Origin of the sequence: Cryobacterium soli (assembly GCF_003611035.1) — a bacterium.
GTDB lineage: Bacteria > Actinomycetota > Actinomycetes > Actinomycetales > Microbacteriaceae > Cryobacterium > Cryobacterium soli.
Genome location: NZ_CP030033.1, coordinates 364,897 through 380,780, shown reverse-complemented (window position 1 = coordinate 380,780; position 15,884 = coordinate 364,897). Strand labels below are relative to the sequence as shown.

The 15,884-nt window shown below is 69.3% G+C and carries 16 protein-coding genes and 1 other RNA gene; 12 read left to right on the top strand and 5 right to left on the bottom strand.

What is annotated here, in order from left to right:
* Positions 1–3: 3 nt before the first annotated feature.
* Complete coding sequence (locus DOE79_RS01810) at positions 4–714, top strand: GAF and ANTAR domain-containing protein (protein ID WP_120337028.1); 711 nt, start codon at positions 4–6, stop codon at positions 712–714.
* 83 nt (positions 715–797) lie between these two features.
* Positions 798–1,136, top strand: coding sequence for a hypothetical protein (locus tag DOE79_RS01805; RefSeq protein ID WP_120337027.1), 339 nt, complete (start codon positions 798–800; stop codon positions 1,134–1,136).
* Between the two features lie 21 nt (positions 1,137–1,157).
* On the opposite strand, the gene DOE79_RS01800 is transcribed toward DOE79_RS01805, so the two are convergent.
* Both DOE79_RS01800 and DOE79_RS01795 read right to left on the bottom strand, forming a co-directional pair.
* Positions 1,158–2,051 carry a universal stress protein gene (locus DOE79_RS01800; RefSeq protein WP_120337026.1) on the bottom strand — a complete coding sequence of 298 codons (894 nt, stop codon included), beginning with the start codon at positions 2,049–2,051 and terminating at the stop codon, positions 1,158–1,160.
* Entirely contained in the window at positions 2,048–2,917 is an 870-nt protein-coding gene (locus DOE79_RS01795) for a universal stress protein (RefSeq protein WP_162942565.1), read from the bottom strand. Before DOE79_RS01795 ends, DOE79_RS01800 begins: the two co-directional genes overlap by 4 nt.
* A 153-nt stretch (positions 2,918–3,070) precedes the next feature.
* On the opposite strand from DOE79_RS01795, the gene DOE79_RS01790 reads away from it, so the two are divergent.
* From DOE79_RS01790 to DOE79_RS01760, 7 genes are all read left to right on the top strand, one after another.
* Positions 3,071–4,792 (top strand): sensor histidine kinase, encoded by a 1,722-nt coding sequence (locus DOE79_RS01790; protein ID WP_120337024.1) that lies wholly within the window; start codon positions 3,071–3,073, stop codon positions 4,790–4,792.
* Positions 4,789–5,418 (top strand): response regulator, encoded by a 630-nt coding sequence (locus DOE79_RS01785; protein ID WP_066595274.1) that lies wholly within the window; start codon positions 4,789–4,791, stop codon positions 5,416–5,418. Before DOE79_RS01790 ends, DOE79_RS01785 begins: the two co-directional genes overlap by 4 nt.
* Positions 5,419–5,422: 4 nt before the next feature.
* Positions 5,423–5,926 carry a DUF427 domain-containing protein gene (locus DOE79_RS01780; RefSeq protein ID WP_120337023.1) on the top strand — a complete coding sequence of 168 codons (504 nt, stop codon included), beginning with the start codon at positions 5,423–5,425 and terminating at the stop codon, positions 5,924–5,926.
* Between the two features lie 50 nt (positions 5,927–5,976).
* Complete coding sequence (locus DOE79_RS01775; RefSeq protein ID WP_120337022.1) at positions 5,977–6,798, top strand: Nif3-like dinuclear metal center hexameric protein; 822 nt, start codon at positions 5,977–5,979, stop codon at positions 6,796–6,798.
* A gap of 54 nt (positions 6,799–6,852) precedes the next feature.
* Entirely contained in the window at positions 6,853–7,590 is a 738-nt protein-coding gene (locus DOE79_RS01770; protein WP_120337021.1) for a zinc ribbon domain-containing protein, read from the top strand.
* 76 nt (positions 7,591–7,666) lie between these two features.
* An RNA gene (gene rnpB / locus DOE79_RS01765) (RNase P RNA component class A) lies at positions 7,667–8,037 on the top strand.
* 85 nt (positions 8,038–8,122) lie between these two features.
* The gene (locus DOE79_RS01760) at positions 8,123–8,512 is read left to right on the top strand and encodes a TIGR02611 family protein (RefSeq protein WP_120340089.1); all 390 of its coding nucleotides are present in this window, start codon (positions 8,123–8,125) and stop codon (positions 8,510–8,512) included.
* Between the two features lie 14 nt (positions 8,513–8,526).
* Here DOE79_RS01760 and ppgK read toward each other — a convergent pair whose 3' ends face one another.
* Positions 8,527–9,294, bottom strand: a complete 768-nt coding sequence (gene ppgK / locus DOE79_RS01755; RefSeq protein ID WP_120337020.1) for a polyphosphate--glucose phosphotransferase — start codon at positions 9,292–9,294, stop codon at positions 8,527–8,529.
* Between the two features lie 42 nt (positions 9,295–9,336).
* Entirely contained in the window at positions 9,337–10,203 is an 867-nt protein-coding gene (map, locus tag DOE79_RS01750) for a type I methionyl aminopeptidase (protein ID WP_120337019.1), read from the bottom strand.
* 12 nt (positions 10,204–10,215) lie between these two features.
* On the opposite strand from map, the gene DOE79_RS01745 reads away from it, so the two are divergent.
* On the top strand, positions 10,216–10,404 hold the full coding sequence (locus tag DOE79_RS01745; RefSeq protein WP_066595281.1) for a hypothetical protein: 189 nt from the start codon (positions 10,216–10,218) through the stop codon (positions 10,402–10,404).
* Between the two features lie 28 nt (positions 10,405–10,432).
* On the opposite strand, the gene panB is transcribed toward DOE79_RS01745, so the two are convergent.
* Complete coding sequence (gene panB, locus DOE79_RS01740) at positions 10,433–11,305, bottom strand: 3-methyl-2-oxobutanoate hydroxymethyltransferase (RefSeq protein ID WP_120337018.1); 873 nt, start codon at positions 11,303–11,305, stop codon at positions 10,433–10,435.
* A 139-nt stretch (positions 11,306–11,444) separates the two neighbouring features.
* Between panB and glnA the strand changes: the two genes are divergently transcribed.
* Together glnA and DOE79_RS01730 are read left to right on the top strand one after the other, a co-directional pair.
* Positions 11,445–12,782, top strand: a complete 1,338-nt coding sequence (gene glnA, locus DOE79_RS01735) for a type I glutamate--ammonia ligase (RefSeq protein WP_066595282.1) — start codon at positions 11,445–11,447, stop codon at positions 12,780–12,782.
* Between the two features lie 39 nt (positions 12,783–12,821).
* On the top strand, positions 12,822–15,857 hold the full coding sequence (locus tag DOE79_RS01730; RefSeq protein ID WP_120337017.1) for a bifunctional [glutamine synthetase] adenylyltransferase/[glutamine synthetase]-adenylyl-L-tyrosine phosphorylase: 3,036 nt from the start codon (positions 12,822–12,824) through the stop codon (positions 15,855–15,857).
* The last annotated feature ends 27 nt before the right edge of the window (positions 15,858–15,884 follow it).

The window sequence follows — 15,884 nt, the reverse complement described above, 5'->3', positions numbered from 1 at the left end:
GTGATGGCAACAAAGACCCGTGAAGGCCAACTCGTCGAGGCCTTCGTGACACTGGCCGACACGCTCGTGGTCGGATACGACCTCGTCGATCTGCTGCACTCCCTGGTCTCCAAGTGCGTGCCGCTGTTCGAAGCGTCAGCGGCCGGCATCATCCTCACCGACGAGGAGGAGTTCGAAGTCGTCGCGTCCACCAACGAACGCAGCCGACTGGTGGAGATCCTCCAGCTGCGCAGCGGCAGCGGCCCGTGCGTGGAAAGCGTCATCACCGGTCACTCCGTCTCCGTGCCCGACATCGACGCCTCCGGTCCCAAATGGCCCCGTTTCCGGGCCGGCGCTCTCGAGCAGGGCTTCGGATCCATGTTCTCCGTTCCCATGCGCCTGCGGGCGACCACCATCGGGTCCCTCAACCTGTTCTGGGAACGCACGGGCGGGCTGCCCGAGCAGGACGCGCCGACGGTGCAGGCCCTGGCCGACGTCGCCACCATCGGGATCCTGCAGGAGCGGGCGCTGCGTGAAAGCGACGTCGCGCGCCAGCAGCTCCAGTACGCGCTGAGCAGCCGCGTGGTCATCGAACAGGCGAAGGGCGTCGTCGCGTACACGCACAGCGCCGGCATGGACGAGGCGTTCACGCTCATCCGCACCTATGCGCGCTCGAACGGCCTGCCGCTGGCCGACGTCGCCGCGCAGATCGTCAACGGCGACCTCGCGCTCTGACCGTCCCCGTCGTAGAATCGCACGTAGAGCCCTAGACCCCGGCTTCACGACCGAGTTTTCACGTGAACCATCAGGGGTGCGCCATGAAACGTATTTTCCATCCTGGGGGATCCATCGTCACGGGCAGCGATCTCGCCGACGCCGTGATGCTGTATGCCGAGGCTTTGGGCAATCGCCGAGAGACGGATGTCGTGGACATTCCGGTGATCTCAGAGGACGGCAGCCCGGGCCGGGCCCAGTTCCTCATCGGCGCGTCGAGCCAGCTGGTCAGCGTCACCAGCGCCGACGTCCTGTCCGAGTTGACCGAGACGGCCACCACCGAGGCGTTGTACCTGAAGGTCTCCAGAGGCGGACGCCCGCCGTCCTCGGTCTGGGCGGGTGCCGCGGTGGGATCGCCACAGTTCGACGAATTCGACTACTGAGCCCTTCGCCGCCGGTGTTCCTCAGGCGCTGACCCGGGAGACGCGCGATGCCGACTCGTGCGACGTCGCAGCGCCCCGGGCGATAAGAACGGGGACGTTGATGTTCATCAGGACGTCGTGGGTCACCGAGCCGATCAGGCTGCTGTCGCCGTGGCGTGCCGACACGCCCAAGATCAGCAGCGCCGCATCGAAGCTTGCGTCCAGAAGGGCTTCGGCAGGGTCGCGGTGTGCCACCCGGCGTCGCACCGTGATCCGGGAGGACGTGGCGGCGGCCACGGCCGCCGCGCGGCTCATCAGGCCGGCGGTCTGCGGACTGCGGTCGTCGGAGGACTCGGCTCGGGACTCGGCGCGGGACGGTTCGGCACGTTGCGGGGCCGGCGGGGCGTAGACCAGCAGCAGATCCTGATCGAGACGCTCCGCCTCCTGGGCACCCATCTGCACGGCGGGCAGGGACCCGTCGGTGCCGTCGATGCCGACGACGACGTCGTGGCGGGACTCGAGGGTCGTGTCAGGGACGATGGCCACGGAGCATCGCGCCGCTGACGCGATCTGCACGCTGCGGGAGCCGAGTACCCGGCCGCGGAGAAACCCGGTCTTGTGGGTTCCGACGATGAGCAGGTCTTCGGGGTTGGGCAGCCTGGCCAGCTCCCAGGCCGTCCCGCCGTGCACGATCCGGGTGGTCAGGCTGACCCCGGTGTGCAGCGCGTCAACCCGGGCGGACTCCTCGGCCAGCAGTTCCCTGGCCTGCCGTTCGGCTCCGGCGGCGGCGTCCCGTCCGACCAGGCCCCATTCGTCGTCGACGGTGTTGACCAGGACCACGGCGGCACCGCGTTCGGAGGCCCGGCGCACGCCCCACCGGAGGGCGGCGCGGCTGGGGCCGGAGCCGTCGACCCCGATGTAATACGTGGCGCTCATGCCGACGCCCCCGTCCGGTCGGTGCCGGGCTGCGGGCGGGCGGAAGGGACGACGAGGACGGGGCAGGGCATGTTGAGGAGCACGTCGTGGCTCACCGAGCCGAGAATCAGGCCCGCGACGGCCCCACGCCCGTGGGTGCCCACCACCAGGACGGTCGCCGTCGCGGCCGCCTCGACGAGGACCGGCGCTGCGGCGCCCTGCACGAGGACCGCTGACGCGGCCAGGCCGGGGTGGGCCGCGGTGACCCGCTGCAGCGCCCGGTCCACGATGTCGGTGTGCGCCTCGATGAGAGCGTCGTAGGGGACCGCGGCGCCGAAGTCGACACCCAGCGTGGCCGGAATGGACCAGGCGTGCACGACGTCGAGGGGCTGCCCGAGCCGGTCGGCCTCGGCCGCGGCGGCGCCGAGGGGCGCGTCCTGGGTGCCGTCGTCCTCGACGCCCACGACGACGCGGTCGCCGCCGGCGACCCAACCCGCAGGAACCACCGCTACCGTGCAGGGCGCATGGGCGGCGAGCTTGAGCGGCAGGGTGCCGTGCACGGCGCCGGCCAGCGCGCCGGTCTTGTTGGTGCCTATCACGATCAGGTCGGCATCGGCGGCGGCTCGCACCAACTCGTCGACGGGGACACCGCGACGGACGACGCTCATGGTCTTGAGCTCTGGGAGGTTCTTCTCGACGAACCGGGTGGCCTCGGCCAGCGCCCGCTCGTAGACCGGCTGGAAGTCGTCGTCCGGACCGGCGACAGGCGACCAACCCAGCTCCACGACAGTGGTCAGCTCCAGCCTGATCGGCACGGTGGCGGCTCTGGCCAACGCCCAGTCCAGGGCGGCCCGGCTCGCCGGCCCCCCGTCAACGGCTACGATCACTCTCTCAACCATGAGTTGATCTCCAGTTCTTCCCGGTGGTGCGTCGGGAGATGCCATGTCTCCAGGGTGGCAAGATCCCCTAAACTGCGAAAGGGCCGAAGGTCCCAGTCAGTTACACTTTGGGCTAGCGCGAACCGAAAGGGGACGCATTCTGTGACCGTTCCTGAGACCAGGCTCTCCTTTCCCGACGGGCCGCGGTCGGCCCTCGATCAGGCGCTGTCCGAACTCGTCCTGAACGCCCAGAAGGTGCTCGCCACCCAGGGGCGCCTGCGCAGCCTGTTGCAGGCCAGCCAGGCCGTCGTCGAGGAACTCGACCTCGCCGCGGTGCTTCGACGTATCGTGGACGTGGCCGTCGACCTCGTCGGCGCCCAGTACGGTGCCCTGGGCGTCATCGCCCCCAGCGGTAACCTCGAGCAGTTCATCCACGTCGGGATCCCCGACGAGCTGGCCACCCGGATCGGCCACCTGCCGGCCGGTCACGGTCTCCTCGGCGCCCTCATCGACGACCCGCACGCCATCCGTCTCACCCACTTGGGCGACGACCCGCGATCCTCCGGCTTCCCGGCGCACCACCCGCCGATGGACAGCTTCCTCGGTGTCCCTGTGCGGGTGCGCGGCGAGGTGTACGGCAACCTCTACCTGTCCAACCAGATCTCCGGCGGCTTCAGCGAGGAAGACGAGGAACTCCTGACGGCCCTCGCCGCCACGGCGGGCATCGCGATCGACAACGCCCGGCTGTTCGACGAGACCCGGCGGCGCCAGCGCTGGTCGGCCGCCTCTGCGGAGATCAGTGCCGCCCTGCTCTCCGACCGGGCGGATGCGTCGCTTGAACTCCTCGCCGACAGGTTCGCCTCGCTCGCCGACGCCGACCTGGTCTGCGTGGTCCTGGCCGCGGGCGAGGGCACCCTCATCGTGGACACCGCCCGTGGCACCCAGGCCAAACGGGTCAAGGGTCTCGTCATCCCGTCGGCCGGCACGACCGTGGGGCGAGCTTTCGACAGCGGCCAGCCCATCCTCACCGCCGACGGCGGAGCCAGCCTCGACCAGCCGGACGCCCAGCTCGTGCTCGGCCCGACCATGGTCATCCCGCTGCTCGCGTCAGGCCGCACGCACGGCGTCATGACGGTCTCCCGGTCGGCCGGCCGGCCGCGCTTCACGACGAGCGACCTGGAGATGGCGGCGGACTTCGCCGGCCAGGCCAGCGTGGCTCTCGAGCTTGCCCGCGGACGCACCGCCGGGCAGAAGCTGGCCCTGCTCGAGGATCGCAGCCGGATCGCCAGGGACCTGCACGACAACGTCATTCAGCGGGTGTTCGCCGCAGGTATCGGCCTGCAGGCCATCAGCGGCTCGGTCGACGATGCGGATGTGCGCGAACGCATCATCGAGGAGGTCGTCGCCCTCGACGTGGCCATCGTCGAGATCCGAACCGCGATCTTCGCCCTGACCGCGCAGACCAGCCGGGACCGCGGTTCCATCCGGCACCGTGTCATCGATCTGCTCAGCGAGCTGGCGTCCCTCTTCCCCCAGACGCCGCGACTGGTCTTCACCGGTCCGATCGACCTGCTCACCCCACCGGCGATGTCCGACGACATCGCCGCGGTCATCCGCGAGGGTCTGATGAACGTGGTCCGCCACGCCGAGGCCACCGAGACCGTGGTCAACCTCAGCGTGGGCGACGACCTCGTCGTCATCGAGGTCGTCGACAACGGAGTGGGCGTCACGGAATCCGACCGGCGCAGCGGCCTGGCCAACCTGGCGGTGCGCGCCGAACAGTGGGGCGGTGACGTCGTGCTCGAGAACCGGGCAAGGGGCGGCAGCCGACTACGCTGGACAGCCGGCATCGAACCCGAACCCGTACGAAAGGAACCGTCATGATCCGAGTCTTCCTGGTGGATGACCACGAGGTCGTGCGCCGCGGAATCGCGGACATGATCAACGCCGAACCCGACCTCGAGGTGGTCGGCGAGGCCTCGACGGCTCGGCAGGCCGTGGCCAGGGTCGCGGCCACTGTGCCCGACGTGGCGGTGCTCGACGTCCGTCTGCCCGACGGCAGCGGGATCGACGTGTGCCGCACCATCCGCTCGGCGAACCCCGGTGTGCAGTGCCTCATGCTCACCGCCTACGACGACGACGAAGCCAGCTACTCCGCGGTCCTGGCCGGTGCCGCCGGCTACGTCCTCAAGGACATCCGCGGCCAGCACCTCGTCGAATCCATCCGGCGGGTCGCCCGCGGCGAATCGCTCGTGCAGAAGGCCGTGACCCGCAAGGTCGTCACCGAACTCACCGGTACCGCCGCCGACTCACCGGCGTCCAACCTGACCACCCGGGAGCGCCAGGTCCTCGAGCTCATCGCAGAGGGACTGACGAACCGGCAGATCGGCGACCAGCTCGACCTGGCCGAGAAGACCGTCAAGAACTACGTGTCCGGTCTGCTCGCCAAGCTCGGCATGGCCCGGCGCACCCAGGCGGCCGTGTACGGCGCCGGTCTGCGCCCGCGGTAGTCCCATGGACAGGACTCACCGGAATCGTGAGATTCCCGGCCCCGGCCAGGAATCCGTGTGGGACTACCCGCGGCCGCCAAGGGCGGAGCCCACGTCCGAGCACGTCGTCCTCCGGTTCAACGGCCGGGTGATCGCCGACACACGCGACAGCGTCCGGGTGCTGGAGACCAGCCATCCGCCCACCTACTACCTGCCGCGGACCGCTTTCGCTCCCGGAGTGCTGGTGCCCGTGAACGGGCACAGTGTGTGCGAGTACAAGGGACTGGCGTCCTACCTCAGCGTCGTCGTCGGCGACGCCCACGCCGACGCCGTCGCCTGGTACTACCCGGCGCCGCTGGCCGGATTCGAGGTCCTGGCCGGCCGGGTGGCCGTGTACCCCGGACGCCTGGAGGAGTGCACCGTGGACGGGGAGACCGTGCGGGCCCAGCCCGGCGACTTCTACGGCGGCTGGATCACCGACCGGATCGTGGGTCCGTTCAAGGGCGCCCCAGGGACCCTCGGCTGGTGACCGGCCGGTCGGCGTCCCCGTGCGCGCCCGCCGACAAGTAGGCTGATGGGGTGTCATTCTCGCTTGCTGAAGTAGCCCGGGTCTCCCATGACCTGTGGCCGCTCTCCGGGGCCGAGGACTGGGACGCGCCGGGCCTGATCAGCGGCGACCCCGCGCACCGGGTGGACTCCATCCTGCTGGCCGTCGACGCCGTGGCGGACACCGTCGCCGAGGCCGTCGAGTCCGGCGCCGACCTGCTGCTGGCGCACCACCCACTGCTGCTGCGCGGTGTGACGACCGTGGCCGAAGACGGCTACAAGGGCGCCCTGCTGGCCAGGCTCATCCGGGCCGACTGCGCCCTCCTGGCCGCGCACACCAACGCCGACGTCGTCGCCGACGGGGTGTCTGATGTGTTCGCCCAGCGACTGGGCCTCGTCGACGTGCACCCGATCACCGCGGGCGATGCCCCCGGCACCGGCATCGGCAGGGTCGGACGGCTTCCCGAACCGACCACGCTGGGAAAGCTCGCCCGGCGACTGGCCGACCTGATCCCGCCGACGGCATCCGGCGTGCGCGTCGCGGGCGGCTACGGAGACGTCGTCTCGACCATCGCCCTCTGCGGCGGGGCCGGAGACTCGCTGCTGCGCGAACCAATGGTGCGCGGAGCGGATGCCTTCATCACCTCCGACCTGCGCCACCACCCGGCGTCCGAGTCCCGGGAGCAGTCCGTGCTCGCCGGGGTTGGCCCGGCGCTCATCGACGTGTCACACTGGGCCAGCGAGTGGCTGTGGTTGGACGTCGCGGCCGCCGCGCTCCGGCAGGCGCTGCCCGGCATCCGGGTCACGGTCAGTGAACTGCGCACCGACCCGTGGGACTTCGCCGTCACCCAGTGAGCCCCGCTCACCCCCGCTCATTTCAAACTCCATAATCATGAAGGTCAGGACATTGTGAAGGCATCCCCCCCAGAGCAGAAAGAGCTCCTGCGGCTCCAGGCCCTCGATATCCGTCTGCAGCAGGTCGAACACCAGGCCAAGGCGCTTCCCCAACACGCCGAGCTCGCGGCGCTCGCGCGCACCCTCGATGCGTCCAAGACGGTCCTCACGGGCCGCACCGGCGAGGTCGAGGACGCCCGGATCGAGTTGCGCCGGATCGAGTCCGACGTGGAGGTCGTGGAGAAGCGCATCGCGCGGGACACCGACCGTGCCCAGCACACCTCCTCGATCAAGGACGTGCAGGCCCTGGAGACCGAGCTCGCCGCGCTGACCGCCCGCCTGTCGGCCCTCGAGGAGATCGAACTCGCGGTGATGGAACGGCTCGAGGAGAAGGAAGCCGCCGTCGCAGAGACCGAGGCCGAACGCGCGGCCGTGGCGTCCCGGGTGGCCGAGATCGAGGCGGACCGCGACGTGCTCCTCGTGGACCTGAACCGTCAGCTCGGTGAGCTGGCCCGCGACCGGGAGGCCATCGTCTCGGCCATCGGCGCCGACCTCGCCGCGCTCTACGAGAAGCGCCGCGTGGCCGGCCGCGGCAATGCCGCGTCACTGCTGCGGGCACGCACCTGCAGCGGCTGCACCATGACGCTCACCGGCAACGACCTCGAAGACGTCCGGGCCGCTCCGGCCGACGACATCGTCTTCTGCCCGGACTGCGGTGCCATCCTGGTCCGCACGGAGGAATCAGGCATCTGATCGACCCGGCCGGGCCCGGGTCGGAACCGGTCCGGTACCGGGCCGGCTCCGGGGGCCTGTAGGCTCGACGACGGAATGGGTCGGCAAGACGGTCGCGTCATCCGGGCTTCAGAGTCCGTGATGCCGAGGAACGTCCGGGCTCCACAGAGCAGGACGGTGGGTAACACCCACCCGGGGCAACCCGCGAGACAGTGCCACAGAAAATAGACCGCCTTGGGCCTCGGCCCGGGGTAAGGGTGAAACGGTGGTGTAAGAGACCACCAGCGGCCAGGGTGACCTGGCTGGCTCGGTAAACCTCGTCCGGAGCAAGGTCACACAGGGAACGTCAAGGCTGCTCGCCGAGTTCCCGGGTAGACCGCTAGAGGGCTGCGGCAACGTAGTCCCGAGATAGATGGCCGTCCAGAGCGCAAGCTGGGACAGAACCCGGCGTACCAGCCGGCCCATTCCCCCCAACTCCCCCCCAACCTGTGAGTCCCGCGTGATCACCCGGGCGGGGGTGGCGGACGTCCGGCAGTCCTCCTACGCTGGGCCCATGGCCACCACCTCGTCATACCTGCCCGGTACGCACCCCGCCACGCGACCGGACCACCTGCCGGGCACTGACGGCCAGGGCTCGACGTTCCGGCGGCGACTGACCCGCACTCGCGCCTGGATCCACCGGCACCCGAGGTTGCGCACCCCGTACCGGATCCTGGTGGGGGCGGCGGGCCTGACGGTGATCGTGCTCGGCCTGATCCTGGTGCCGCTGCCCGGCCCTGGCTGGCTCATCGTGTTCGTCGGGGTGGCGGTGCTGGGCACCGAATTCCCCGCCGCGCACCGGATCACGGTGTCGGTGCGGCGCCTGGCTCATCGGGTTCGGCAGTGGTGGCGCGCCCGCCGGGATCGCCAGAGCACCCAGTCGACCGGGGCAGAGGCGGCTTAGATCGCCGGAGCGGATCAGGCCGTGACCGGGGCGTACTTCACGGCCAGGGCCGCCGCGCCGAGGATGCCCGCGTTGTTGCGGTGCACGGCCGGAATGATGCGCGTGTTCAGGTGCAGCAACGGCAGGAAGTCCTCGTGGTGCTTCGACACGCCGCCGCCGACGATGAACAGGTCGGGGGTGAACAGCGCCTCCAACCGGCTGTAGTACTTCTGCAGCCGGGACGCCCACTTCTCCCAGCTGAGGTTGTCGCGTTCCTTGGCCGAGAATGCCGCGCGGGTCTCGTAGTCCACGCCGTCGATCTCGAGGTGCCCGAGCTCGGTGTTGGGAACCAGTTCACCGTCGTTGATCAGCGCGGTGCCGATGCCCGTGCCCAGTGTGGTCAGGAGGACCACTCCGTCCACATCGCGGGCGGCGCCGAACTGCGACTCGGCGTAGCCGGCCGCGTCGGCGTCGTTGACGAAGTGGATGGGAACGCCCAGACCCTTCTCGAAGAGCTTCTCCGCGGCCAGGCCGATCCATTTGTCTGACACATTCGCGGCGGACATGGTGTGCCCGTGCTTGACGACGGCCGGGAAACAGACGCCGATCGGAAGGTCGCTGGTGCCGCTGGAGACCGTGGCGAGCAGCTGCCGCGTGGTCTCGACGATGTCCTGCGGGCGGCCGCCCTTGGGGGTGGGCAGTTTGATGCGGGGGGAGAGCAGGGCGCCGGTGGACAGGTCGACCACGGCCCCCTTGATGCCGGTTCCGCCGATATCGATGCCGATGGCAGTGGATGAACTCATGGAGACAATCTACCGGCTACGCGCGGCGGCTTCGGCAGCCGGCTACGGGAGGGTCAGGATTTCGGCGCCGCGTTCGGTGACCACGAGGGTGTGTTCGAACTGCGCGGTGATGCTGCGGTCCTTCGTCAACACGGTCCAGTCATCCGCCCACATGTCCCACTCGCTCGTACCCAGGGTGAGCATGGGTTCGATCGTGAAGACCATGCCGACCTCCATGACGGTGTCGTACTGCGGCGCTGAGTCGTAGTGCGGGATGATCAGGCCGGAGTGGAACGCCTCACCCACACCGTGGCCGGTGAAGTCCCGCACCACACCGTAGCCGAACCGCTTGGCGTAGGACTCGATGGTGCGGCCGATCACGTTGACCTGACGCCCGGGGGCGACGGCCTTGATCCCGCGGGCCAGGGCTTCCCTGGTGCGGTCCACGAGCAGGGTGACCTCCTCGGAGGCCTCCCCGACGATGAAGGTGACGTTGGAGTCACCGTGCACGCCGTTCTTGAACGCGGTGATGTCGATGTTCACGATGTCGCCGTTCTCCAGCACGGTGTCGTCGGGTATGCCGTGGCAGATGACCTCGTTCACGGACGAGCAGAGCGATTTCGGGTAGCCCCGGTAACCCAGCGTGGAGGGATAGGCACCCTGCCCGATCACGTACTCGTGGCCGATCCGGTCCAGTTCCTCCGTGGTGACGCCGGGCCGCACGGCGCGGCCGACCTCCTGGATGGCCTCCGCGGCGATCCGGCCCGACTCGCGGATCAGTGCGATGCGTTCGGGGGAGTACACGTCGGAGCCGGTGAACCGGGCCGGTGCGGTCCGTCCGACGTACTCCGGACGGGGGATCTGGGAGGGAACGGAGCGGTGGCTGGACACGGCTCCGGGAATGAGGTGACCGATGGAATCCTTAGGCATAGGATCAAGCTTATGGCCGAAGATACTGAGCACCAGTTCTGGTACAACATGCGCACGGGAGCCGTCGAGAAGGGTCTGCTGTCACCGTCGGTGGACCGCGTGGGTCCGTTCGCGACATTCGACGAGGCGACGCACGCCCTGGACAAACTGCGCGCGAACAGCGCGAAGTGGGCCGAGGACGACGCCGCCGACGACAGGTAGCCCGCCGCCAGCAGCTCCTGCGCGGGCGCTACTCGTAGCTGTGCTCTGCGCCGGGGTAAGCGCCGGAGTCGACGTCCGCCTTGAAGGCGTGCACGGCATCCGTGAGCGCGGAACGCATATTGGCGTACTGGCGCACGAAGCGGGGCACCCGGCCGCCGGTCATCCCCGCGAAGTCGGTCCAGACCATGAGCTGGCCATCCACATCCGGGCCGGCTCCGACACCGATGGTGGGGATCTCGAGTTTCTCGGTGACCAGAGCCGCGACCGTGGACGGCACCATCTCCAGGACAACGGCGAACGCGCCCGCCTCCTGCACCGCGAGGGCGTCGGCCAGGAGCTGGTCGGCGGCGGCGCCGCGGCCCTGGATGATGTGGCCGCCCAGACCATGCTCGCTCTGCGGGGTGAAACCGATGTGGGCCATCACGGGGATACCGGCCGAGACGATCCGGGAGATCTGCTTGCGGCTGCGCACCCCGCCCTCGAGTTTGACCGCGTGGGCCTGCGCCTCCTTCATGAACCGCACGGCCGTGTGCAGGGCCTCGGAGGGGCCGGTCTCGTAGGTGCCGAACGGCATGTCCGCCACGACGAGGGCACGGTTGACGGCGCGGGCGACAGCGCGCGTGAGGGGGATGAGCTCGTCCACCGTGACCGGGAGAGTGGTCTCGTAGCCGAAGACGTTGTTGCCGGCCGAATCGCCCACGAGCAGGAAGTCGATCCCGGCCTGGTCGAAAATCTGGGCGGTCAGCATGTCGTAGCTGGTCAAACCCGTGATCGGGATGCCCTGCTGTTTCGCGTTCTGGAAATGCCTGGTGCGCACCCGCTTGGGTCCGGAGGGAACACTGACATACGGATTCTGCACCTCGACGGCATTGGCGGCGTCCGGTGTGACTGGCTCAGGCATGTGCCCAGTGTACTCAGCGCCCGTTTCACCATCCCGATCCTTCATCCGGATGGGCCCGTCTGATTCGTGCGCGATCAGCCGGTTTTCGCGCGCGGACGGGCGGCAGCCGGTAGCCTAGGAGCAACAAGAAAGGGCGTGGATGGACAAGCAGCGCGACTTCGTTCTTCGGACCATCGAGGAACGGGGCATCAAGTTCATTCGACTATGGTTCACCGACGTGGTCGGCACCCTGAAGTCGGTCGCCATCGCACCGGCCGAGGTCGAGGGGGCGTTCGCCGAGGGACTCGGCTTCGACGGCTCCGCGATCGAGGGCCTCACGCGCTCGTTCGAAGCCGACGTGCTGGCCCACCCGGACCCCACGACGTTCCAGATACTGCCCTGGCGCGGCGAGGTGGACCCCACCGCGCGGATGTTCTGCGACATCACCACGCCGGACGGCCAGCCCGCCGTCGCCGACCCCCGGAACGTTCTCAAGCGCACCCTGGCGAAGGCAGCGGAACGCGGGTTCACCTTCTACACGCACCCGGAGATCGAGTTCTACCTGCTCAAGTCTTCGAAGTTCGGCAAGAACGGTCCCGTCCCGGTCGACTCAGCCGGCTACTTCGACAACGTCCCCGGCGGCACCGCGCACGACTTCCGCCGCCGGTCGGTGCGGATGCTCGAAGACCTCGGCATCTCGGTGGAGTTCAGCCACCACGAGGCCGGCCCCGGCCAGAACGAGATCGACCTGCGCTACGCGGATGCCCTGACCACGGCGGACAACATCATGACGTTCCGCACCGTGATCAAGGAAGTGGCCATCGAGCAGGGCGTCTATGCGACCTTCATGCCCAAGCCGCTCTCCGACCAGCCTGGCTCGGGTATGCACACCCACCTCTCGCTCTTCGAGGGGGACACCAACGCCTTCTACGAGGCCGGCGCCCAGTACCAGCTGTCCACCACGGGCCGCCAGTTCATCGCCGGACTGCTGCGCCACGCGCCTGAGATCACGGCGGTGACCAACCAGTTCGTGAACTCGTACAAGCGGCTGTGGGGCGGCGACGAGGCGCCCAGCTTCGTCTGCTGGGGCCACAACAACCGGTCGGCCCTGATCCGGGTTCCGCTGTACAAGCCCAACAAGGGTCAGAGCTCGCGCATCGAGTACCGCGCGATCGACTCCGCGGCGAACCCGTACTTGGCATACTCGTTGATGCTGGCCGCCGGTCTCAAGGGCATCGAAGAGGGCTACGAGCTGCCGCCGGAGGCAGAGGACAACGTGTGGGGTCTCAGCGACACCGAACGCCGCGCCTTGGGCTACCACCAGCTCCCCGCCAGCCTTGATCACGCCATCCAGTACATGGAGGAATCCGAACTGGTGGCCGAGACGCTCGGTGAGCACGTCTTCAACTACGTGCTGCTGAACAAGCGCCAGGAATGGCGTGAGTACCGGTCGCAGGTCACCCCCTTCGAGCTGAACAAGAACCTCGAGATGCTCTAGGGGCAGTCCCACACCGGCAGACCCAGACAGGCGCACGACATGGCGAGAGAACAGCTGACCCTGACAGACCTCGCTCGGGTGGGCTTCGCCGATCTCGGCGAGGCCCGCGCACGCCTCGACGAGGTCAGCGAGCGAGGCGGACCTGACCCGTCCGACCTCTTCCCGCTGCTCAGCCGGGCGGCGAATCCCGACGCGGCGCTATTCGCGGTGCTCTCGTTCGTCCGGCAGTCTCCGGCCGAGTTCGCCGTGCTCCGGCGGCATCCGGGAGCCGTTCAACGCCTGGTGCTCGTTGCGGGTGCGTCGACGGGGTTGACCGACTTCTTCCTGCGGCATCCCGACGAACTCGTGGTACTGCACGAGAAGAGCACGGCGCTGCCCGGGCTGGCCGAGCTCACTCGCGACCTGCTCGACTCTGTGCAGGCCACGGACGGAGTCGCAGCGCTGGTCGACGACGCCGGCTGGGTCGCGCTACGGGTGCGGTACCGCCGCCGGCTCGCCGAACTGGCCGCGTTCGACCTCGAACAGGCCGATCCCGTTGCCGGCCTCGACAGGATCGCCCGGCACCTGTCCCACCTGGCCGCCGCGGCGCTGGAGGCCTCCCTGGCCGTCGCCAGGGGGATGGCCGGCGGCGCCGTCGCCGCTCCCGGCGTGTTCCCCCTCGAGCAGGTGCGGCTGACCAAGCTCGCGGTGATCGGCATGGGTAAGGCAGGTGCGGGGGAGCTCAACTACGTCAGCGACGTCGACGTCATCTTCGTCGCCGAAGGAGACGAGGACGCCGGTCTCGATACCGGCCGTGCCGTGGACATCGCCACCCGGCTGGCGATCCTGATGATGCGCGGGCTCAACCAGCCCACCGTGGAACCCGAGCTGTGGGAGGTGGACCCCAACCTGCGGCCGGAAGGCAAGTCGGGGGCGTTGGTGCGCACCCTCGAGTCCCACATCGTCTACTACGACAGGTGGGCCAAGAGCTGGGAGTTTCAGGCGCTGCTCAAGGCCCGGCCGCTGGCTGGCGACCTCGACCTCGGTTCCCGCTATGTCGCAGCCGTCGCGCCGAAGGTGTGGACCAGTGCGAGCCGGGAGAACTTCGTCGAGTCCGTGCAGCGGATGCGCGAACGCGTGACCAGCAACATCCCCGCCGACGAGGTCGCCGTGCAGCTCAAGCTCGGGCCCGGCGGCCTGCGCGACATCGAGTTCACGGTGCAGTTGCTGCAGCTCGTGCACGGCCAGGCCGACCCTGACGTGCGCCAGCCCGGCACGCTGCCGGCGCTGGCCGCGCTGGCCGAGTCCGGCTACGTCGGCCGAGCGGAGGCGGCCGAGTTCGCCCAGGACTACCGGATGCTCCGGCTCATGGAACACCGCCTGCAGTTGGATCGCCTGCGCCGCACGCACCTGCTACCCCGGGACGAGTCCGGTCTGCGGGTGCTCGCCCGCGCCACCGGACTGGCGACCAGCGCGGCCGGGCTGAGTTCCCGGTGGGAGGCGACCAAGCATCGCGTGCGGGGTCTGCACGAACGCTTGTTCTACCGCCCGTTGCTGTCGGCCGTGGCGGCGTTGCCCGCCGAGGGGCTCAATCTCACGAGCGCCCAGGCTGAGGCACGACTGGCTGCCATCGGTTTCCGCAACACCGCGGGTGCCCTGGCCCATATCGCCGCGCTCACGAGCGGGGTGTCCCGGCGGGCGACGATCCAGCAGCACCTGCTGCCGGTGCTGCTCCAGTGGCTCTCCGACGGCGCCGACCCGGACTACGGTCTGCTCGCGTTCCGCCGCCTGAGCGACAGCCTGGGCTCCACCTATTGGTTCCTGCGCATGCTGCGTGACTCGTCCGGTGCCGCCGAGCGTCTGACCCGGGTGCTGTCCGCCTCCCGGTTCGTCGGGGAGCTTTTCGAGACCATCCCAGAGGCCGTCGCCTGGCTGGAGCACGACGACGAGCTGCGCCCACGATCCCTCGGGGTGCTGCAGGACGAGGCACGGGCGGTCCTGGCCCGGCACGGCAGCCCCGACGCTGCCGCGTCGGTGCTGCGCACCAGTCGGCGCCGAGAGATGTTGCGCCTGGCCCTGTCGGCGATCCTCGGCCGGATCAGCATCGACGAGTTGGCGGCGGGCCTGACCGATGTGACCACGGTGATCATCCAGGGTGTGCTGGGCGCCATCCGAGGCACCGGGCTCACCGGCGACGACGGTCCGCTGGCGCCGGACGGCATCGAGTTCGCAGTCATCGCGATGGGCCGGTTCGGGGGAGCGGAGCTGGGGTTCGGGTCCGACGCCGACGTCATGTTCGTCTTCCGGCCGGGTGCGCTCGAGCAAGGCGCGGCGCACGACCGGGCGACGTTCATCGTGCGCGAACTGAACAGGCTCACCGACGACAACCGGCTGCCGCTGGACCTCGACATCGGTCTGCGCCCTGAGGGCAAGAACGGGGCCGTGGCGCGGTCGATCGATTCGTACCAGGCGTACTACCGCCGTTGGTCGCTCACCTGGGAGGCGCAGGCCCTGCTGCGCGCCCGCGGCATCGCCGGGGAACCTGCGCTCGTGGAGAGCTTCCACGCCGTCATGGACACCGTGCGGTACCCCGAGGCCATCTCCGAGCAAGACGTGCGCGAGATCAAGCGCATCAAGGCGCGGGTGGAGAACGAACGCCTGCCCCAGGGCGCCGACCCCAACCGCCACCTCAAGCTGGGGCGTGGTTCGCTCAGCGACGTGGAATGGTTCGTGCAGCTCCTGCAGCTCCAGCATGCCGCCGCGCTGCCGGCACTCCGCACGACTTCCACTCTCGGGGCCCTTGAGGAAGCCACTCGGCACTCCCTGGTGACGGCGCCGGAGGCCGCCACGCTCCGCGCCGCCTGGCTTTTCGCGTCCCGGTGCCGTTCGGCCATCACCCTGTGGACCAACAAAACCGCTGACGTGCTCCCGAGCGACCGGATGCAGCTGGACGGCGTTGCCCGCATGATGGAGTACCCGCCCGGCTCGGCCAACCAGCTCGAGGAAGACTACCTGTCGGTCACCCGCCGCGCCCGAGCAGTGTTCGAGCGCCGTTTCTACGGCCCGGTGGAGCGCCCAGGGGCCTTCTCGGGTTAACGACCGAAGGGCCGCGACCTCGCGGTC